Annotated in this window: 15 protein-coding genes and 1 pseudogene; 9 read left to right on the top strand and 7 right to left on the bottom strand. The window is 59.4% G+C overall.

Annotation, left to right across the window (positions count from 1 at the left end; all coding sequences use genetic code 11):
• The first annotated feature begins 511 nt into the window (after positions 1 to 511).
• Positions 512 to 1,181, top strand: a pseudogene (locus J2Y68_RS03265) (3-oxoacid CoA-transferase subunit A).
• A gap of 192 nt (positions 1,182 to 1,373) precedes the next feature.
• Here J2Y68_RS03265 and J2Y68_RS03260 read toward each other — a convergent pair.
• Entirely contained in the window at positions 1,374 to 1,643 is a 270-nt protein-coding gene (locus tag J2Y68_RS03260; protein ID WP_309989622.1) for an MFS transporter, read from the bottom strand.
• Positions 1,644 to 2,267: 624 nt separating this feature from the next.
• Here J2Y68_RS03260 and J2Y68_RS03255 point away from each other — a divergent pair.
• Both J2Y68_RS03255 and J2Y68_RS03250 read left to right on the top strand, forming a co-directional pair.
• Complete coding sequence (locus J2Y68_RS03255) at positions 2,268 to 2,576, top strand: cupin domain-containing protein (protein ID WP_309989619.1); 309 nt, start codon at positions 2,268 to 2,270, stop codon at positions 2,574 to 2,576.
• A gap of 12 nt (positions 2,577 to 2,588) precedes the next feature.
• On the top strand, positions 2,589 to 4,061 hold the full coding sequence (locus J2Y68_RS03250) for an APC family permease (protein ID WP_309989617.1): 1,473 nt from the start codon (positions 2,589 to 2,591) through the stop codon (positions 4,059 to 4,061).
• Positions 4,062 to 4,343: 282 nt separating this feature from the next.
• On the opposite strand, the gene J2Y68_RS03245 is transcribed toward J2Y68_RS03250, so the two are convergent.
• The 3 genes from J2Y68_RS03245 to J2Y68_RS03235 form a co-directional block, all read right to left on the bottom strand.
• On the bottom strand, positions 4,344 to 4,919 hold the full coding sequence (locus J2Y68_RS03245) for a TetR/AcrR family transcriptional regulator (RefSeq protein ID WP_309989614.1): 576 nt from the start codon (positions 4,917 to 4,919) through the stop codon (positions 4,344 to 4,346).
• Positions 4,920 to 5,668: 749 nt separating this feature from the next.
• The gene (locus J2Y68_RS03240; protein WP_309989612.1) at positions 5,669 to 6,574 is read right to left on the bottom strand and encodes an intradiol ring-cleavage dioxygenase; all 906 of its coding nucleotides are present in this window, start codon (positions 6,572 to 6,574) and stop codon (positions 5,669 to 5,671) included.
• 32 nt (positions 6,575 to 6,606) lie between these two features.
• Positions 6,607 to 7,767, bottom strand: coding sequence for a maleylacetate reductase (locus J2Y68_RS03235; RefSeq protein ID WP_309989609.1), 1,161 nt, complete (start codon positions 7,765 to 7,767; stop codon positions 6,607 to 6,609).
• Between the two features lie 498 nt (positions 7,768 to 8,265).
• On the opposite strand from J2Y68_RS03235, the gene J2Y68_RS03230 reads away from it, so the two are divergent.
• The 3 genes from J2Y68_RS03230 to J2Y68_RS03220 all read left to right on the top strand — a co-directional run bounded on the left by J2Y68_RS03230 (position 8,266) and on the right by J2Y68_RS03220 (position 10,359).
• On the top strand, positions 8,266 to 9,027 hold the full coding sequence (locus tag J2Y68_RS03230; protein WP_309989607.1) for an IclR family transcriptional regulator: 762 nt from the start codon (positions 8,266 to 8,268) through the stop codon (positions 9,025 to 9,027).
• Between the two features lie 108 nt (positions 9,028 to 9,135).
• Positions 9,136 to 9,696 (top strand): nuclear transport factor 2 family protein, encoded by a 561-nt coding sequence (locus J2Y68_RS03225; protein ID WP_309989604.1) that lies wholly within the window; start codon positions 9,136 to 9,138, stop codon positions 9,694 to 9,696.
• 6 nt (positions 9,697 to 9,702) lie between these two features.
• Positions 9,703 to 10,359 (top strand): response regulator transcription factor, encoded by a 657-nt coding sequence (locus J2Y68_RS03220; protein WP_309989602.1) that lies wholly within the window; start codon positions 9,703 to 9,705, stop codon positions 10,357 to 10,359.
• On the opposite strand, the gene J2Y68_RS03215 is transcribed toward J2Y68_RS03220, so the two are convergent.
• The 3 genes from J2Y68_RS03215 to J2Y68_RS03205 are packed head-to-tail and all read right to left on the bottom strand — an operon-like array spanning position 10,349 to position 12,224.
• Positions 10,349 to 11,587: an amidase gene (locus J2Y68_RS03215; protein WP_309989599.1), complete on the bottom strand. Its 1,239-nt coding sequence runs from the start codon at positions 11,585 to 11,587 to the stop codon at positions 10,349 to 10,351. The two genes, J2Y68_RS03220 and J2Y68_RS03215, sit on opposite strands and share 11 nt — an antisense overlap.
• Positions 11,584 to 11,868 carry a hypothetical protein gene (locus J2Y68_RS03210; protein ID WP_309989596.1) on the bottom strand — a complete coding sequence of 95 codons (285 nt, stop codon included), beginning with the start codon at positions 11,866 to 11,868 and terminating at the stop codon, positions 11,584 to 11,586. The genes J2Y68_RS03215 and J2Y68_RS03210 overlap by 4 nt, the downstream gene beginning before the upstream one ends.
• The gene (locus J2Y68_RS03205) at positions 11,868 to 12,224 is read right to left on the bottom strand and encodes a hypothetical protein (protein ID WP_309989593.1); all 357 of its coding nucleotides are present in this window, start codon (positions 12,222 to 12,224) and stop codon (positions 11,868 to 11,870) included. The genes J2Y68_RS03210 and J2Y68_RS03205 overlap by 1 nt, the downstream gene beginning before the upstream one ends.
• 189 nt (positions 12,225 to 12,413) lie before the next feature.
• On the opposite strand from J2Y68_RS03205, the gene J2Y68_RS03200 reads away from it, so the two are divergent.
• From J2Y68_RS03200 to J2Y68_RS03190, 3 genes are read left to right on the top strand one after another with little or no spacing between them, the layout of a single operon-like run.
• Entirely contained in the window at positions 12,414 to 13,712 is a 1,299-nt protein-coding gene (locus J2Y68_RS03200; RefSeq protein WP_309989590.1) for an aromatic ring-hydroxylating oxygenase subunit alpha, read from the top strand.
• A complete protein-coding gene (locus J2Y68_RS03195; protein WP_309989588.1) occupies positions 13,705 to 14,280 on the top strand; it encodes an aromatic-ring-hydroxylating dioxygenase subunit beta in 576 nt (191 codons plus the stop codon). The genes J2Y68_RS03200 and J2Y68_RS03195 overlap by 8 nt, the downstream gene beginning before the upstream one ends.
• Entirely contained in the window at positions 14,277 to 15,230 is a 954-nt protein-coding gene (locus J2Y68_RS03190; RefSeq protein WP_309989585.1) for a PDR/VanB family oxidoreductase, read from the top strand. The genes J2Y68_RS03195 and J2Y68_RS03190 overlap by 4 nt, the downstream gene beginning before the upstream one ends.
• Positions 15,231 to 15,645 lie beyond the last annotated feature (415 nt).

Raw genomic sequence — 15,645 nt, 5'->3', positions numbered from 1 at the left:
GATCCCATTCAGCCTGCTCGCGAACGGCTCATCAAAAGGCCGTGCCCTTCCTCTCCCTGCGCTTGCGCCACGACAACAATCTCCAGCGCCCTTGCACCCGGACGTCAAAACCTTCGCGGCCAATCCAGATATGACACCGAGCCGAGAGTGCCCTACGCGAGGAACTCGGTGCACATCAAGGGCTCCTTGGCTGACCTTAACGTGTCCGCGGCTGCCGCGGTGCGGCGAACTCATCCTCCGAAGAAAACAATGAGCGGAGGGCATTGAGCCGGTTCGACCCGCCGGCGACACGGAAAGGCCGGCGGGAGAGCACTTCATTCGTCCCGACATCTTCCTCGCACATACCTACTGAATAGCCATATTCGAGATACGAACACTTATACGAATAAAGAACTCTTGGTGTTCTGGTCGGAGGCGGTGCTCGCCGGCCATGGCTGGCTTGGCTTCAGGCTCCCAGCCCATCGTTCACGATGTGAACCTGGCGCTAATCAAACCAAAGAAGGTATGGACGATGCTCATTGTCAATGACTCGGTTGGCGCAGCTGTTGCGGCCATCAAGGACGGGGCTACGGTTATGATCGGCGGGTTCGGCGACGCAGGGCAGCCGTTCGAACTAATCGACGCGCTGCTTGAAACTGGCGCCACGGACCTGACGATTGTGAACAACAATGCCTGCCAGGATGATCAGGGCCTTGCGCTCCTGATCAAGGAAGGCAAGGTGCGCAAGATGATCTGCTCGTTCCCGCGGCAGTCCGACTCCTGGAATTTTGATGCCAAGTAAAGTGCCGGGGAAATCGAGCTGGAATTGGTCCCGCAGGGCACCTTGGTAGAATGGATCCGCACCGCGGGCGCCGGGATCGGTGGTTTCTTTACGCTCACCGGCTATGGCACACTGCTAGCCGAGGAAAAGGAAACCCGGATCATCGATGGTCGCGGCCAAGTGTTGGAAACACCACTTCGCACCCACGTTGCCCTGATCAAAGCCCTAAAAGGCCGATGCCAAAGGCAACCTTGTTTACCGGAAAACCGCCCGCAATTTCGGACCAATAATGGCCGCCGCTGCGAAGCACACCATCGTGCAGGTTTCCGACGTCCGCGAAACCTTCGGCTGCACCATTGAAGAACTCCAAAAAATCGTTCCGGTGCCCTTCGCGAGAGCCCTGTCCGCGTCAGAAAGGTAGTGGAACTGTATCTCTAGCAGTCCCCGCCCTGGGCTTCTTTCCGCCTTCGATGGCGGTGGGGTGGGGGCTGCTGGGGCGGGTGGCCATACTGGCGGGTTGTGTAGGCTGCAAATATTCGCGGGGTACAAGTCAGCGGCATGGACTTGGGGAAGTCCATGCCGCTGCTTTGTTCAGTCTTGTAAAGTGCTGCCGCTACGGTGAGAGTTCTTCCAGGACGCGGCCTTTGGTTTCGATGGCGAAGAAGATGGTGACGAGGCCAGCAATGAGGGCAACTGCTGCGAACACGGTGAAGACGACGCTAATGCCGTAAGTGTCCACGATGTAGCCGACAAGATTGCGGCCACCGCTATCGACTTGATAGTCAACCCGGATACCGCACCCCGGATCCGGCGTGCCACACCCAGCCTGACCCCGCGACAATCCAGCGGCACTCCGGTCCACAACGCCGGGCCAATGCACCACTGACCAATGAGGAGACCGGCGCCTATAGCTCGATGTTCCGCCAGGTACTACTTGCCTCTCGGGCTGCGTGCTGAAGGCCCAGGCCAAAGATGATGAGCGCCGCGCTGCGGAGGACCATCGCGGCTATGAATAGTTAGTCTTTCGCCGGAAGGAAGATCCGCGGTGAAGAAAGACCCGCGGGGAAGGAACGGTCCCAGCGCCAACGCGAAGAACGGCAGAATCAGCGCCGGCCACCAGTCGAAAGGCATGACGGAAGAGGGACATAGATACAACGCCGAATGCAAGCCAGAGCAGGACGGCGCCGCTGCATTAACTGACGCGAGTACTTGGATGACACGGAGGCCGCCGATCTCGCGACCGCCGCCATCAACGGAGCATCCATTCCGCGGGCCTTCCAATGCAACTATGCAATTGCATACCAGCTGACCGGCCGCGGGGGGGCTGACATACGGTGAATCACCCCTTTGTTCGCCGCGGCTGAGTCGTCTGGCATGCGTCAGCACCCTTAATCCTATTGACACCAGACTTATGCGGATGCATAGTTTAGTGGGCGTGATCTCGCCCACTTTCGCATCCCTATCTCCCGAAGGAATCTTGATGCCTCAACATGTTTTTCACTCTGAAATGAACCACCAATCTAGCGAACAGTTCGAGGCCGGACAGGTCCAGTGGCTCCGAAAGCCCGGCGACGGTGAGCGCGGGGAACTCTCCTGCGGAGTCTGGACGGTGACACCTGAGGATGCGCCAGAGCCAACCGACTTGGAAATTCACCAGGACGAGACGCTATACATCGTCTCCGGCCACCTGCGCGTAGAAGTCCTTGGCGGTCAAACGTTGGAACTGACGGAGGGTTCCATGGCTTCCTTCAATCAAGGCGCCAAGACCCGGTGGACCGTTTTGAAGCCTACAGTCGAATTCTTCGTCTACAGCTAGGGAGGCGGAGAGTTGACGAGCAATTCTGAAGCGGTCTTGCAGGGCGCTGAGACCGGCGAAAGGCAGCAAACCTCCCTCCGCCGCGGCACGATTGGCGTTTTGGGCATCATGTTTTTTGTCTTTTCCGCACAAGCTCCGCTGACGGGGATTGCCGGGGCGACATCCCTCGCTTTCGGTCTCGGCAGTGGCGCTGGCGCGCCCGGAGCATACGTTTTGGTTGGCCTCATCATCTTGGTGTTCGCCGTCGGTTTTGTGGCGATGAGCCGCAAGGTTGATACTCACGGCGGATTTTATGCCTACGTGTCGGCTGCCCTGGGACGCCCAATGGGCGGCGGGGCGGCATCGCTCGCCGTGTTGACATATGTGTCGGTTCAGGCAGGCATGTACGGCCTCTACGGAGCGTCGTTCTCGACTTTGCTGGCTAGTTTGGGAATTGAGATTCCTTGGTGGCTTATCGTTCTCGCCACTGTGGCCCTGGTTCATTTCATGGGGACCAGGAATATCGAATTTGGTACGCGCGTACTCGCGGCGCTTGTGGGGTTGGAGTTGATGATTGCTCTAGCTTTCGGCTTCAAAGTTCTATGTAACGGGGGAGGTCCCGAAGGCCTGAACTTTATGGGCAGCTTCGCGCCCGACGTGGTGGCTGCCGGTGCTCCCGGGGTAGCCATCGTCTTTGCCGTCGCTTCAATGTATGGTTTCGAATCAACTGCGATTTATTCCACGGAAGCCAAAGATCCTCGTCGTACGGTGGCACGCGCAACCTATTTCTCAGTCTTCGCCATCACGGTCTTCTTCGCCTTCATGACGTGGATGATTACCAGCTACTACGGAGCGAGCGAGGTTCAGGGTGCGGCTTTGACGGCTCTCGGATCGGGCGACTCAACCTCCTTTGTCTTTAACGCCCTCGTGAACACACTAGGACCGTGGGCAGGACTTGTTGGCCAGGTTCTCCTACTGACGTCTCTGCTGGCCGGCGTAATGGCACTGCATAACAGCGTCAACCGCTACTTCCACTCCCTTGCGTTGCACGGCACCCTTCCCGCGGCCTTGGCTCAGACAAACCGTCACCTCGCGCCATCCGCCGCCGCACTGGTTCAATCGAGCGTAACGCTGCTCCTCGTGGCACCGTTCGCGATACTGGGGCTGGACCCGGTACTCACCTTGTTTTCCTGGGGCGGCGGCGTCTCGGTGGCCGCACTGCTGCTGGTCTACTCCCTGACGTCTCTGGCGGTCATCGTCTACTTCCGGCGCAACCGGCAGGAACGGAGGGTTTGGCAAACAATCCTTGCACCCTCCTTGGCCCTCATTCTTTTGGTGGGACTACTGGCCTTGGTCTTTGAAAATTTCAGTCAGCTGACTGGAGGGGGCCAAGGAACGACCGTGGGGGTACTCCTCGCCATAGTTCCCTTATGTTTCGTTCTCGGCGTTTCCCTCGAGGTTTTCCAAGCACGAAGTTCCCGACGAAAGGCTGTTGGCAATGACTGAAACGGCGGCGGTTCTCTCGAGCGTGAGAACCGCCGCCGTTCCCCGTTGCGAGAGCATTGTCTTACTTGGGTCGTACGTGCAACGAGCTATGTCAGCGGCCCGCGCATCATCGACGGTCAGGTGGACGCCGGAACTTGGAACTCTCGGCCCGTCATCGGGCGGTGATGGGGCTTCGGCACCGAAGCCATGCACCTCCTACCCTGGGCACTAGGCATCCGCATATATTGCGGTTGAGAAATGACCTGCAGACCAAAACGGCTAGGAGATGAGTCCTCGCCAGCATTAGCCCCGGTCGAGCACATCGAGCAGGGTCTGAATGGAGCTCATGACTTCTGCCTGGCTGGACACCGTCAGCTGTTGGAGGACCAGACCATCCAGCGTTGCCGCGACGGCGCGGGCTGCGGCACGGTCCGCGTTATGGCCGAAATGGGCCAGGAAGTGTTGGACGTCGTTCACGTAACTTCCATAGAGACCCGCGGAAATTCTCATCAACTCGGGGCTTCGGTGAACCGCAAGAGTCATGTAGTACTGGAAGAGCTGCAGATTTGGGTCGGCCGCCACCATGTCAGTGAACGCTTTAGCGAATCCCCCCTTACCGGCGCTCTCTAGAATCTGATCGGCAAAACTCCGTGACTGCTCCACTACCCATGAGGTGGCAGCTTCCAGAAGCGCTTCCTTGGTTCCAAAATGGTGCAGGATAAGGGTGTTATTGACCCCGGCCCGTTCCGCAACCTTTCGGTAACTGAGAGCGTCCAGCCCCTGCTCTGCAACCACATCCACGACGGCACGGATGAGAGCGTTGCGGCCTTTTCCATACTTGATATGGGTTCCTTGCTCCCGTAAATCCGTCGTTGTCATACAAGGATCGTATCTCGGGAGGAGAAAACTATGCAGTCACGGACAGGCGCGTTTAGTGCTGGGCAAATGCTTAGCTGACACAGGGTGGAGCCCGTTAGGGCGCCGCCCAGCCCAGCGTTCCGTAGTAACCGTCGTGGTCAGCGACAGTTAGATATGTTTCTTGGTTCGTCAACGGGTGATATCCCGACAATTGAAGCACTCTGGTTTTGGCGATGGCAGCTCTGTTGGCAGTTGCTAATCTTGGTCGCGTGCTGGGGGCCCCTCGCCGTGAACCTATATGGAGTCGAACCATCGCAAGTAAGTCCGGGAAGATGACTCGCCGGAGTACAGCAGAATAAAGTCCTCGCCTGGTAGCAGCAGCATCCGGGGCACCTCATGCCTGCAGCCGGGCACCGGAAGTCACCGCTGTTGACGACCACAGCTTCCCCAAGACAGTCCGCGGCGTTGGTCGTGGATGCCAGAAGAACCGTCGACGTACCCTCCGAGACTACCGCTGCCCCCGGCGCCGTCACCGTGAAATCCCCGGGCCGCCTCAGTTCCGGGGTATCTAGAGAGGCGTTCGCTCAGCGTCTGTGTGTAGACAGCCGATAAATCCGCGGTTGTCATCCCTCATGCCTGCAAATTTTTCCAGCCCCGAACTCGCTTAAGGGGACCTTTAGGGGTTGCAGTCTTTGTTCATTCCCGTCGGCAGGCCAGCCCGGGCCCTCACGACTCCGGGTGGCCTGCCTGACGGACCTTCCGATGCGGCGTTAGCTGTTTTCGCGGGTGAGGACGATGTCGAACCTGGTGCGAGCCCAAGTTATGTTTCCCAAGTCCCGGCCGTCCGGGGTAGGGGTCCCAACAGGTTGTTGTTCGAACTTTTTGATCAGGGATTCCTTCACGCCGAACACAGAATCTCCGACCTCCAGCTGCGGATCTCCCTCGACAAAAATGTGCGTGACGAGTGTCCGGTAGCCGGGTGCCATGACCATAAAGTGCAGGTGGGAGGCCCGAAACGGCGAGCGGTGCACGGCCTTCAGCATTTTGCCCACCGGCCCATCGTGGGGAATCGGGTACGGGGTGGGCGTCAGGCCCCAGAACCTGAAGGCCCCATTTTCATCGGCCAAAAGCCAAGCCCGCCCTGCAGTGCGGCCGTCGGCGTACTGCACATCGTAGAACCCGTCCTCGTCAGCTTCCCAAACCTCAATGCGCGCACGGGGCACAGGATTGTTCTCAGTGTCTCGCACGGTGCCTTCAACCCAGCAGGGTTCGCCGGCTGCACCGCTGGCGATATCTCCGCCCTGTGGTATTCGCGGGGCATCCTCGGTGAAGAAGGGTCCAAAGACAGTGGACTCCGTGGCGTTGCCAACTGCTTGGTTATTAACCGCAATGGTCTGCATGGAGGCACCCAATACATCCGAGAACAGAATGAACTCTTGCCGCTTGTCGTCCGTAATGTGTCCGGCGGCGGTAAGAAAGGCGATCGCTGCGTTCCATTCGTCCTCGGTCAGACGGACTTCGCGGATGAAGGCGTGCAAGTGCTTCGTCAGGGACTGCAACAGCTGTTTTAGCCGCGGCTGATCACAGTTGTCGAAGGAGGCAATAACTTGTTCTGTGAGCTGCTGCTCAATCTGCTGTTGCTCGGGGCTGATCGCGGTCGTTGTGGTGTTGGTCATCGAAGTCCTTCTCGTGTTTGTTTCGCAGCGGATCAAAGCGCGACCGGGGCAGTTATCGCCGGAATCGAGCCATTCAGGGCGTTGGCGAGAAGGGTAGAAATGTCCTCCACGTCTACCGGAACCGGGTTAGAGGCCGGGGTGGCGGCGACTATCCGTTCTGCGGCCTCGGGAATGTCGGCAAGGGTGAAACCGTAGTCCGCGAGTTGGAGCGGCGCGTCGATTTCCGCATACAAGTCCCGGAGTGCTTCCAAGGCCATCGCGGGCCCACTAGAGGCATAGGCCCCCGAGCGACCGTCCGGACTCACATTCAGGCTGTCCTTACCGTCGGTCCTCGCAGTATGGCTTAGAGCCGCGGCTAGCCTACCGGCCAGTTCGGGAATAGAAGGTGCATTGAATGCCAACACGTAGGGGAGCACGGTGGCATGGGTTTGGGCGTGCGGCAGATCGAAAGTGCCGCCGAGCACATGGCAAATCTTGTGGTGCAGTCCTGATCCCGCCGAGGCGAAAGAAACTGCCGCCAGATAACACCCATATAGCGCCTGCTCCCGGGCCGCGATGTCATCGGGATCGACAACGATCCCCCGGAGAGCCACATTTAGAGCCCGGGCCCCTTCAAGGGCCAGTGCCTGATTGATTGGGTCTGTGCGCGGAGCCCATAGTGAATCAATGCAGTGGGCCAGGCCATTGAGCCCGGACGCGATAGACAGTCCCACGGGCAGCGTCTTGGACAGATCGGCGTCATAAACCACCGTACGTGGCAGCACGCGACCGTCGACCCCCGTGCGTTTGGTGCGATCCTCGGTCAGCCCCCAGACGTTGGTGGCTTCAGACCCGGCGTATGTGGTGGGCACCGCAACGATCGGAATCCCGGTGGCCAGAGCAACTGCTTTGGCCAGCCCAGTTGTGGAGCCACCCCCAACCGAAAGAATGACGTCGATATCGTTCTCCGCGGCCGCCTCGCGGGCACGCAGAGCCACGTCGGCCGGAACATGCTGGACAACCTCGTCCCATAGCAGGGCTGGGACAATGGACGCCGTGACAGCTTCTGCCAGGGTCCGCTCTGGGGGTGCGGCGATGACCATCGCCTGTGTCGCACCAAGTAGGGCAAGTTCCGAAGCCACATTTTCGGCGGCCTGACCTGTGCCGAACAGGACACGTTGCCCTAGTGTTTCGTGCGTGAACTCCATTGTCATGACATAACTCTTTCGAAAAGGAACCTGCGGATATAGCAGGTGTAGGGGTGTAGTCCGGGAGACCCTTTGGTCGCCATTGTCGGATGGAGCCGTTGTCCGCCAACTTCTGGTAAGAGACATCATGTCAAGGCCTCGATGTTGGCGTGCCCTGGCTGGTCGTCCTGTAGGAACGACGAAGCCGACCGTTTTGGGCGCGCTGTGGTTGATGCACCAACGACTCCTCGAAAACCTGGCACTGCGCTTGGTCGTCCTCAGTCGGGGCGCATTTTTCATGAAAAGGACATGGGTTTCTCACGTTCAGCTAGCGGATATGTCGGAGGTGCGAGGGCAGAACTCCCTCCCCTTTACTCTGTAACGCCGACCGTAGACCGTTTGGAAGAACGGATGTAGGCCACGGGTTGGAACCAGTTCTCCCTTTTTATTGGACGGACAGACCGACCGCCCTAGCGCGGTTTGGTGAGCGAACCGGAGTGCGTTGGTAGCCGTAGACTTGGGCTTATGGACGAGTCAACGGTGCAGCCACCCAGAAAGGGGGGAATCTCTGCATCGTCAGAGCCCGAGGACTCAGTGCTGAGTAAGGTCCGATTGCTCCTTGACGCCTTCTCCGGAAGTGTTCACACCCTCGGGTTGACTGAGCTTTCGCGGCGTTCCGGCGTCTCGAAAGCCAGTACCTTCCGCCTAGCCGAACAGCTGGTTGGGCACGGGCTGCTGGTGAAGACCCCAAGGGGGTACCAGCTTGGTTGGTGGCTCTACGAGATGGGACAGCTCGTGCCGGGCCCATCCAGACTTCGCACTGTCGCCCGCCCGACCCTCGTGGACCTCCGGGCTGCGACAAAGGCGCTTGTGGTGCACCTTGCCATACCGCACGGCGACGACGTCGTGTATTTGGACCGCATTGGCGGGCGCCGCGAAATTGCGATCCTTGCCGCCGTAGGCACGTCTGTACCTGCCGACCAAACAGTGTCGGGACGAGTGCTCCAGGCCTACTGGATGCGCGATGATGATCCGGCAGTCCCGGACGATCTTCGGACGGAGTTGGCGATGATCCGCGACCGGCGATGGGCCAGCGAACATGGTCTGGTAGTGCCTGGCGCGAAGACCCTGGCCGTCCCGGTGCACTCGCCGGCCCGTTCACACGTTATTGCCGTCATCTCAGCAACAGTCGCCGTTGGCCGCTCGGACGACCTTTCAACACTCAGTGCGTTATGGGGCGCCTCAGCCGAGATCTCCCGGGCGTTGCAGCGGACGCCGGTTCGCTGAACGAACCGGCACGGCGCGTAGACACCATCGGCTCGCCTAGCCTCAGTGAAAGTCCTTACCGTTCCGCCTATCTGAGTTGGACGAGTACCACTTATTGAGGGAGTACAAATGGTTGATCACACTAACGATCTCGCCGGTCTGCAAAGGCGCGTGGAGGTCCTTGAAGCAGAAGCGGATATCCGTCGTCTGCAGGCGCGGTACATGTTCCTCTGCGACACCCCCGTTCCTGAGGCTCACGTGTCCGATGACTCGGCGCGCATCGAACTCATCCTCGAGCTATTTGCCGAGGACGCCGTGTGGGAGGGCGTTGGGGAGTATTACGACAACCAGTTTGGCCGGGCGGAGGGCAAGGCTGCCATCAAGAGTCACTTTCAATCATTTTGGGCTGAGGACCGGAATCCCTCACTCCTGCTCAACGCGCACTACCTGACTTCGGAGCAAATTCACGTAGACGGCGACACTGCGACGGGGCAGTGGATTCATATGCAGCCCTGGCTCTATTCCGATGGCACGGCTCTGCTTCGTTCAAGCCGGTTGAACAACGCATTCCGTAAGGACGAAGGCGTGTGGCGCTATACGCGAAACCGCACTGAGAACGTCTTCGTAGCTCCCCTGCCGAAGAACTTCGCGGACGCGTTTCCCTCCGCGTCAGTGCTCATGAACGAGTAGGTTGCAATGTCCGGCCGAAATGGGATTTACGACATCCCGGTGCATCCGCTCGAAAGCGCGCCGGTTGTGCACATCGTTGACAACGATGAGAAATTTAGCAAGTCACTGGCGTACTTGCTAAGTAGTGTTGGGATTGATGCTCTGACCTATCCCGATGCGGCGACCTTTCTCAACGAGCTCGACGAGGACGAACCCGCGGTTGTCATCCTTGAAGCTCGAATGCGTGGCCTCAGCGGGCTGCAGCTGCAGGAACATCTCGCAATCAAGGGGTATCCCGCACCCGTGTTGTTTTGTTCCGCGCATGGAGACGTCACCACGACCGTCCGCGCTATGCGCTGCGGGGCCGCTGACTTCTTTGAGAAGCCCTACGAACCGCAGGTCATGGTCGAGGCGGTCCAGCAGCAGGTCACTGTAGCTGGGCGCTCCTTTGCTGCCCGCGACGAGCAGCGGGCACTCGGCGCACGAATCCAGAGCTTGACGCCGCGCGAACGCGAGGTGCTCCGGTTCGTCATGGAGGGGCACGCCAGCCAACAGATCGCGGCCGCATTGGGATCCAGCGTAAAAACGATTGATGTACACCGTGCACGTATCAGGGCCAAAACGGGTTCAGACAGTCTTGGACGCCTCGTCCGAGACTGCTACCTGCACCGCGTTAGCGTCTGATCTGCTCTTCCACCCATGCAGCGCCGGCCAGAAGCTGTGCTTCGGCGCCGGGGGCAGCGACCACCTGCAGCCCCAAAGGCAGACCCTGTCCGTCCCTCAGCCCCGGGATGGCCGTTACGGGCAGGCCAAGTGCCTGCCAGGGTCTGCTGAGTAGTGGGTCGCCGGTAGCGGAGTGGCCATCCGGAGCGGCACCCAAGGCACCGGGGCCGAGGATTATGGAGCTATGACCGATTAATTCGCGGATTCGTGCGCTTCCCTGTCTGATCAGTTCACGTGCGTCTGTGTAATCTGCATCCGAGACATGGCTCCCTCCCACCAGAAGTTCACGGAGTGCAGTACTGAGCTGGTCAGCGTGCTCTAATTCCACGGAACGCTCACGGGCGGCCTCGTAGGCCATCACGACCGGGTGTGCCTCGGCCAATTCCGCTATCAATTCGTTGTCACTAAACTCAGATACCTCGGCACCGGACGCTGCCAGCATGTGTCCGGACCGTTGGACAGCCTCGGCCATGGCGTCCGAGACGTCGCCGATGTTTACCTGCCAGAGCAGGATACGCGGGGGAGAGGGCGGCGGTACGCGCTCGCCAGACAGAGCTGACCATGCGACAGTTAGATCGCTTACGCCAGCGGTAAAGAATCCGTGGCTATCCAGGCTTTCGGAAAGGCCGACGACGCCGTCCGTGGGAAACCGTTCGCGGGTCAAAACCATCGCCGCAACTCCGCAGTAGGACGCCGGGCGGATCACTGAACCTGCTGTCTGCGAGCCGATCGCGAGGGGGACTTGACCTGCTGCAACGGCAGCGGCAGAGCCGCTGGAGGAGCCGCCTGGAGTATGGCCGGGGGCGGCCGGGTTATCGGTTGGCCCCGGGGAGAAGAAGGCGAATTCCGTAGTGACCGTTTTTCCAAGAGGTGATGCGCCTGCCGACCGCCAGGCTTGCACGATCGCGGCATCGGTTTCCGCCGGATCGTGATTCTTACGAAGTGACGAACCGCACCGTGTAGGCAGCCCGCGAAGATCGATGATGTCCTTGACGCCGATCGGCACTCCACGTAATGATCCAGATGATCGCACCGGGACGGCTGGAGCGAATTCCACCCAGGCTCGCACGGTGTCCTCGGTGTCCGCCACACGCCCGCGTGCACGAGCGTAGACCGACTCGATGTCAGTTCGACCGGTCCTCAGGGAGTGGACGAGCTGGGCGAGCGGCCACGGCTGGAACAAATTCACTCGTTATCCCATTCGACTTGAGCGAGCCAGTAGTCCTGGCCAACTGGGCTGACAAGGTGCCGCCACTCGGATACCCGCTTGAGCGTTGGCTCGATGCGGGCGGTCGCCTTATCCGCCGAGTCGGGTCCGTCCTCGGGCACACCCCAGTGCACCCAGTTAAGTTCGTTGCCGTCCAGGTCGTGCGTGAACAGGTCGACGTGCTTCCAGCCGTAGCCAAAAGTGTCATTGTAGCACACCAGCGTCATTCTCCGCTGGTCGTCGGGGGTGTCAAGCCGAAGCATTAGCGGCCTCCTTTACGGTCGTCATTTTCGGAATGATCGGGAAGTGAAACGGCGGCGTGCCCTGTGGTGTCCAGCCGGGCCGCAGCCGGTGAGGGAGCCCAGGTCGCAGCATCCTGTGCCGTGGCATAGGCGGAGATGATCGTTGCCGCCCGCTCCAGATCGCTGATCGCGCCTTGAATACCCACAGAAAGCAGAAGTCGGAAGTCCCTGTTGTCCGATGCATCCGGTTGGCATCCCATGGACAACGTGTGTATCCGAACGCCTGCGAGATAGTTTTCGGCGCAGGCAAGGGGCACCGCGAGGGCATGGACAAGCTCTTCTGAGCACGGTTGCGAGGATCCATCATGGGCCAGCATATGGCCAGACTATGGCGGCGCGGCCGCTTGGGGCAGTCGTAGTTTCCCCTCCATTACTAAGGAAGTCCGTAGCCGCACTACGGTCTTCCCGCATTCCGGACCCGGGACACTGTCCATACGCTGAAAGAGACGCTCCAACCGCCAAATCGGCGGCAACGTGGAGCCCACGATACGGATGGGAGGCATGCGATGACCGCCGAGTTCACCGAAGAAAACATCTACAAGCTGGAGCCCAAAGAGCTGGTGCTCGATGATCGCGTCGCCGGGCGGATGTATACCGACCCGGAGATCTTCGAACAGGAGATGACGAAGATTTTTGAGCGCACCTGGGTTTGGGTGGCGCACGTTAGCGAAGTGCCGAGGGCCGGCGCCTTTAAGTCGACCTACGTCGGCAGGCAGCCGGTGATCGTCTCACGGGACCGCAAAGGCAACATTCATACACTTCTAAACCGTTGCCGACACCGGGGTGCAACGGTTTGCGAAACCCGGTCGGGTGTTGTCAACGGATTCACATGTCCCTATCACGCCTGGTCTTATGGACTTGACGGCACTCTGCGCGGCATCCCCTACCCGGACGGCTACGAAGGGATCATCGACAAGGCCAGCATGGGCTTGAAAAAGCTGCGTACCGAACAGTACAACGGAATGATCTTCGCAACCTTCAACCACGACATCGAGCCATTGGAAGAGTTTCTGGGCGATGTGAAACTTTGGATCGATCGTTTCATGGCCCAAGGCGCCGGCTACCCGCTGAAAGTGTTAGGTACACATAGGTTCACGTTCAAGGGCAACTGGAAGATCCAGTTGGAAAACACCACAGACGGCTACCACTTCCCCATCGTCCATCGGTCTTGGATGGCGACAGTGGACAGCGAAACCGCCGACATGATGAGTTTCATGACCGACCCGGCCGCGATAACCCACGTCCTTGGCAACGGCCATTCGGTGATGCAGATGGTGCCAGAGCATTCTGATCTGAGCGCCGATGACGGCACGGAACCTCTCCAGGAACGATTCGATGGACTCGTCACCGATCTGCGTGCCAACGGTGTGGCGGAGGATGAAATCCGTAGGCTTGTCTACTCAATGCATGGTACCGGGTTCAATTTGAACCTGTTCCCGAATGTTTCGATGTCTATCTCGTTCTTCCGCACCCTCCGTCCGATTTCCGTCGATGAAACGATCATTGAACACGTCGCAATCGGACCCGACGGACCCCCGGAAATTGTGGACCGCGTTAATCAGGAGCGTATGCGCGCTCATGAGAACTTTCAAGGTCCGTTCGGGTTCGGCACCCCGGACGACGCCGAGGGCTGGGACCGCGTTCAGCGTGGTTCGGTGGGAGGTCCCGAACTCCCGATCATGGTCAACCGTGGATTGGCCAGGGAGACAAGGTCGGCAGAGAACTGGCCGACATCACATGTCACCGACGAATCAGGGATGCGCGCCGCCTATAACAAGTGGAAGGAGATGATGAGCGATGACTGAGTCAGCTGCCACGCAAGTGAAGCCCGGTGCTTGGCTCACCGGACGGAGCACATACAAGCGACCGCTGACCTATGCCGGCGTCTCGAGTTCTGATCCCCGCGTTGTCCGCGCCATTGACCTCATCAATTACGAGGCCGAGCTCTTGGACCGCAAGAATTATGAGGAGTGGCAGGAACTCTACGCCGGCGACGGCATTTACGTCATCCCAATCAATCCGGAAACGGAAGACTTTGCCAGTCACTTGAACATGGTGTTCGACAACGACGAATTGCGTCGCGCCCGCGTTGTGCGTCTAAGCGAGGGATACGCAATCTCGGCCGTCGATGCGGCGACGACCGTACGTACTGTTGGCAGATTCATCCCTGCCCAGGTCAGTGACAGCGAGGTTCTGCTGCGCGCGGCACAGGTCGTTGTGGCGTACAAGCGTGGGACACACCATGTTTGGGCCGGCGACGTGGAGTACAGGGTTCGTTTCGGAACAACTCCAAGCGAGGACCGGCTTGTTCTCAAAGTGGTCCGGCTCGTCGATGCCCAGGACGTGACCCCGGCAGCGGGATTCCTGCTGTGACCGGCGTCGTAGTCAGGGTCGCCGAGATTTGCGAGGAAACCACCACCATCCGTTCGTTACGCCTCACGCATGAGGACGATCGTCCCTTCACGCCCTTTGAAGCTGGAGCGCATGTAGACATCACGGGACCGACCGGCGTTCTGCGCCAGTACTCACTGTGCAGCGCTCCAGGTGACCCGTCCTCGCTATTGGTCGCGGTCAAACGCGAACCGCAAGGAACCGGAAGCACTGCACTTCACGAAGTGAAGGTCGGGGACCGTTTGCTCGTTGGGAAGCCGCGAAATCTGCTGAAGATCGCTGAGGAAGCGGACCGGCACCTGCTAGTGGCCGGTGGCATCGGTGTCACACCGCTGCTTTCAATGGCCTACGACTTGTTCTCGCGTGGGGCGGAGTTCGAATTGCACTACTTCGCCCGTTCCCGCGAAGAAGCTGCATTCGTGCACTTTCTTGAGGAGCGAGCGGAGTTCCGAGACTTTGTCAGGTTCCACTTCGGTACCCGACGGGAGAGCCGGCCACAGTTGCTTTCTGAGATCTTCGTCGGCACAACTGCGCGTACGCATGTTTACACGTGTGGTCCGGTCCCTTTCATGGAGCAGGTGGAGAAGACCTTCACGACGGTAGCGAGTCCCGAGAACGTGCACATTGAGCACTTTCACGGAACAGAGATCGACACCAGCGCTGACACCGCATTCCAAGTCGAACTGGACACTGGAGAGAAGTTCGACATCCCAGCGGACACGTCGATCCTGACAGTCCTCGAAGCCAACGGCATCGACGTCTTCAAGTCCTGCGAAGAGGGTGTTTGTGGCTCCTGCGTAAGCGGTCTGCTTGAGGGTGTTCCGGATCATCGCGACAACTGCCTGTCAAAAGCCGAAAAGGAATCGGGTACACAGATCGCCCTCTGCGTGTCGAGGTCAAAGTCCCCGAAACTCATCATCGAGCTGCTCTAGGCATCGGATCGGGACAGGATGCGCTCGAGCTCTGGAAAACAGAAAATACCGGTTCCCCCTTACTCAGGGGAACCGGTGTTTTCTGTGCGAGCTACGCTCCGGCTTTCTCCATATCGTGTTGATTCCCAAAAGCACGGACTGGATGGCGGGCAAACGCAATGAATTGCGCAAAGGCGGCGGAAGATAGCGCGCAGACAGGGCTTGGCCGTCCGCATAACTTTAATGACGAACGGACAGGACCGCATGCACTGCTGCTCCAACTCATTGCAGCGGCATGCGTCCCTCAGAGGGGCGACGCTTTACAGACGTAACTGTGCGGACGCTTAGCATCTGGCAGACCCGCAGACCAACCTTTCATGCGTTGGTCTTTCGACGGAGTGCTTAGCATCCCTCTCCATTCACAACTATTACGGGA

The sequence above is a fragment of the Paenarthrobacter nitroguajacolicus genome (genome assembly GCF_031455195.1).
GTDB classification, from domain to species: Bacteria; Actinomycetota; Actinomycetes; order Actinomycetales; family Micrococcaceae; genus Arthrobacter; species Arthrobacter nitroguajacolicus_D.
Note: the sequence above shows the minus strand (reverse complement) of the source record. Positions and strands in the feature narration are given on the sequence as shown.